This is a genomic window from Prevotella sp. TF12-30 (genome assembly GCF_003436715.1).
Lineage (GTDB): Bacteria > Bacteroidota > Bacteroidia > Bacteroidales > Bacteroidaceae > Prevotella > Prevotella copri_A.
Map to the genome: position 1 here is coordinate 1 of NZ_QSQJ01000077.1, position 4,279 is coordinate 4,279.

Sequence of the window (4,279 nt, forward strand, 5' to 3'; positions counted from 1 at the left end):
GCGCAGCTCACCGACGGCACCAACTGGTATTACGAGAAGGACGTAACCGACCAGGTGCATGATAAGAATCAGAAAGACGATACCCACATCAAGATTGAGTTGGAGCAGCTTCCCTTGCCGAAGCCCGCCCCAGGCACCGATGGTGGTCTTCAGCCGAGCGTAAGCAAATGGAATGAGATATACATAGATATCAAAATGTAGAATAGATATTGTCTATTATCAATAAGGATATAGATTATCATCAATAAGGATATTATCTATCATTAATAAGATATAAAAACATAGTATTAATTTTTTAAAAGTATCAATTATGAAAAAAGCGTTTTACATGATGGCAGCTGCTGCCATCGCCCTCTCTTCTTGCTCTTCAGAGGAGACCACAGATGTTGCGAAGAGCTCAAATATTACTTTCCGTAGTGCCGTAGGTTTCAACACCCGTGGTGTTGAGATGACCAACGCAGATGGTTATAAGATGACTAAGATGACCGTCAGTGCCTTCGATGAAAGCGGAGCTGAATTTTTCAAGAACTACGTGTTTAATGAAAAAAATGGTGAGTTTACTTCTTCAGAACGTCCATCATGGCCAAATCATGGTAGCCTTAACTTTGTTGCTTATTCTCATTCAGGTGGTGACTGGACTGGTGCTGCTCCTGTCTTGAAAAATAATGGAGCTACAATTGACGCATTTTCACCTAAAACAGAAATTGGAGAACAGTTGGATGTTGTCTTTGCTCAGGGAAAAGGTGACAAGGCTACTAATGAATCTAGTGGATTAGAGCTGAATTTTGATCACATTCTTTCTCAGATTAAGATTGTGGCTAAGCATTCTTCTGATACTTATACTTATAAGATTAAGGGTATCCGTATTGCATCTGTTGGTGGTTCTGCAAATTATGAATACAAATTTGCTGAAACTAATAAGCATACTTGGACAGCTCCTGCTGCAACAAATGTAGTATATCAAAAGGTATTTGACCAGGCTGTTAGTCTTACAAAAGACACTCCTGTTGATTTGACAAATAAGTGTAATGCTGGAGACAAAAAGGGTGGAGCGATGCTCATTCCTCAGACTTTAAGTGTATGGAATGGATCAGAAGTTGCAAAAAATACAACTGAATTTACAAATTTCTCAGGTAAGGCATACATCTCTCTCTTGATTCAAGTAAAGAGAGGTGCTACAAGCATCTATCCATCTGGCGATACAGATGGTACTAAGTTTGGTTGGGCAGCAGTAGCTATCCCAGCTGATGCTGATCAGACAACAACAGCTTCATGGGTAGCAGGTAACAAGTACATTTACACTCTTAATCTGACAAATGGTTGTGGTCAGGTAGATCCTGTTGATCCTGGTACAGATGTTAATCCTGGTGGTGCAGATACTAGCAAGCCTAAGGATCCAAACAAGGGTGATAAGATCTTCGGTAAGGAAATCAAGTTCACAGTTAATGTCGTAGAATGGAAGCCTACACCTGGTGAGAACGGTACAAACATTCCGATGTAATCCCCATTACATTCACAATAAAATATCAAATTCAAGGAATTGGAGATTCCCTCTCACGTTATGTTGAGCTTCGGAATTCTCCAATTCCTTTAACTCCAAAAAATGGCGTAAGAAAAAGAATAAAAAGAAACCATTATGATGAAGAAAACTTATAAAAGCAGTTTGTTGGCACTCAGTGTACTCGCATCCTTTACGTCATGTTCAGAAAGCGAATCACTGCAGCAAGCCAATCTATCAAACGATAATTAAAAGAAAAATACGATATGAGCAATAAAAATAAACTGATAGGCTTGTCGCTCATAGCTTTGGCGACACTCTGCGCTTGCAACGACGACAATCATGCCGACGGCAAGGGCAACCGACTCGTGACTTTCAGCGTCAATGCGAAAGCAAACGGTGGATGGAGTGACATCAATGGATCAAGAAGCGCATGGATGTCACCTCAGGCACAACAGATGGGTGAACCCGTGGAAATGGAGGGAAAACTCAACGGAAATTCTGTTTATCTCACAAGCGAGGTAACAGAAGGTTTCCCTACCGATAACCCTACCTTCACCCGTGGCACGCAGATAACAAATGCCGATGGCATGAGTTCATTCGGAGTCACAGCATTCCTGGGCAGCCAGAAATATATGGATCATGTAGAAATCAAGAAGTCTGGTGATTCATGGAAGCCGCAAACAGATTATTTTTGGCTCAACAGAAAGCCTCTCGACTTCTATGCCTGGTATCCATACAACTCTGCAGAGGGCACAAACGGCATCCCTGCCGGCATGACATTAAACCAGGAAAATTTCTCTTCCATTTCATATACTGTACCCACAGATGTATCTAAGCAGGAAGACCTGATGTTTGCAGTCAATAAGAATGCGTCAGAACCGGCAGATGGCAAAGCAACATCCTTAGATTTCAAGCATTCGCTTGCTGCCGTAAAGTTCGTGGTGGGCGATTTGCCTACCGGCACCAAGGTAACCTCTGTTGCCTTGAAGGGCGTGAAATATAGAGGTAATTTAGCCGTAACTGCCGGTAATAACGGTGCGGCTCAGTTAGCCTGGTCGAATTTAGCAAACGAGACAAGAGAGTTCACTGTGGTAACCAATAAAGAAGTGAAGGAAAATGTTACAGATAATGCCATTACAAATGAAAACCAGACCTTCTTCATGATGCCGCAGACTTTGCCTGATGATGCAATGGCAGAGGTGGTTGTGGAAGATGAAAAGGGTTCGAAGGTTACGCTGACTGGTCTTCTTCAAGATGCAACGGCAGCTGAGGAAGCAAAAAATAAATGGGAGGCTGGTAATACATATACATATCGTGTCAATTCGTCTGGTGTACAAGCGGAAGTAACTTTTTTCAAAGGTATCAATGGTCTTAATGGACAACCTTACACTTCGCATAATATCAGTGCCAATGGTGATCCGTTCAATTTGACTCTGAAGTATCCTAATACAGTTGAAAAGATAACTGCTCGTATTGCTTATGAAACTAAAGAGACATCAGCAGATGGTTCTACTACATACAAGTATGAGGAAATTAAGCAGTATGAGAATCTGATGGATAAGAATGAGCATAGTCTTACTTCTCCTTGTATGAACAATAAGGGAGATGAAACGCATGCTAAAGAAAAAGAAACTCCATTTGTTGTGCAGATCAAGATTAAAGCGAGCGCACCTCTCAGAATGCCGACGGATCCTGATAGACCAGGCGAATATAAATATCATCCGGGATCTGATGACGAAACATGGTTCACCATTTGGCGAGGTACGATGTTTCCGCCTAATTATGTTTTACAGTATCCATATTGCTCTGTTTATGTGGGCAGGAAAAACTTGACGTATAATGGACAGGGAGGTTCAAATGTATATAATATGCGAACATCTTCTCAACAATATTTTGAGGTTGACGAGAATCACCCGAAGTTAGGAAAAGGTAAGTTCGATTTCAATAATATAACCGGTATATTCGAATATAATACTTATACCTTCCAAGGAGTTTCTTGGGCGATAGCTTGCTGGATGAGAGACAACCAGGCTCCTAGTAACAAAGCTATTTATGGTGAGAAATTCATGAAAAATCATTATTGGTCTTTTGGTCATAATGGTGGAGGTGTATATTGGATATTCAATTATCAAATGAGCATCTCTTCGCCGGTAAATTGGTATACTGCGGAACATTCTTATGCGGGATATGGTTCAAATCAGGTTACTTATAGTCAAATGTGCTCAGTATCGGGTTATAATAATAGTGTGTGTGCCCGAGGATTTGCTCAATACTGGTAGGCCTCCTGTGCACCGGATATGTCCTTTCCTTCGTTAGGCGTTCCGGCGGATTTGCAATCCGCCGTCAAAAAATGTCCTAACCTCTTTATGCTCTGGGGATATTTTATCCCCAGCCTCCAGGCTGCAGCCGGCATATCGATGGGATAGGGGGATTACAAATCCCCCCGCTTAATAGGTCGAACCTTTTTTACGTCGGATTGCAAATCCGTCGGGACGCCTAACGGGGGTGGAACGTCTAACCTGCACTGGAACGCCTAGTCTGGGCTGACGTTATCAATGAAGTATATCTTCGAAGCAATTATATATAAAGCCTCGCCCCCTCGCTCGCTGGTGGTCTCTTCACAGAGAGCTACAGCAGCAGGGGAGGCATAGGTGAAGTTGTTTGAATGTCTTACGGACGATTCGATTGTAAATACAAATAATAAAAACAAAAATAGTAAATGAAAAAATATGTTTTTTTACTTTTGTCATGTGCCTTGTTCAGCACAGCACATGCGCA

Annotated in this window: 2 protein-coding genes and 1 pseudogene; all 3 read left to right on the top strand. The window is 41.8% G+C overall.

Going from position 1 to position 4,279, the window contains the following annotated elements; all coding sequences use genetic code 11:
* A pseudogene (locus DXD25_RS16825) lies at window positions 1–201 on the top strand (DUF5119 domain-containing protein); the annotation flags it as partial.
* A gap of 109 nt (window positions 202–310) precedes the next feature.
* Window positions 311–1,501: a fimbrillin family protein gene (locus DXD25_RS15860; protein ID WP_117664341.1), complete on the top strand. Its 1,191-nt coding sequence runs from the start codon at window positions 311–313 to the stop codon at window positions 1,499–1,501.
* Between the two features lie 263 nt (window positions 1,502–1,764).
* Entirely contained in the window at window positions 1,765–3,780 is a 2,016-nt protein-coding gene (locus tag DXD25_RS15865; RefSeq protein ID WP_117664342.1) for a fimbrillin family protein, read from the top strand.
* Window positions 3,781–4,279 lie beyond the last annotated feature (499 nt).

What these genes read in the sequence shown, in the direction of transcription:
- DXD25_RS15860 (WP_117664341.1), top strand. Translation starts at nt 311, where the DNA reads ATGAAAAAAGCGTTTTACATGATGGCAGCTGCTGCCATCGCCCTCTCT.
- DXD25_RS15865 (WP_117664342.1), top strand. Translation starts at nt 1,765, where the DNA reads ATGAGCAATAAAAATAAACTGATAGGCTTGTCGCTCATAGCTTTGGCG.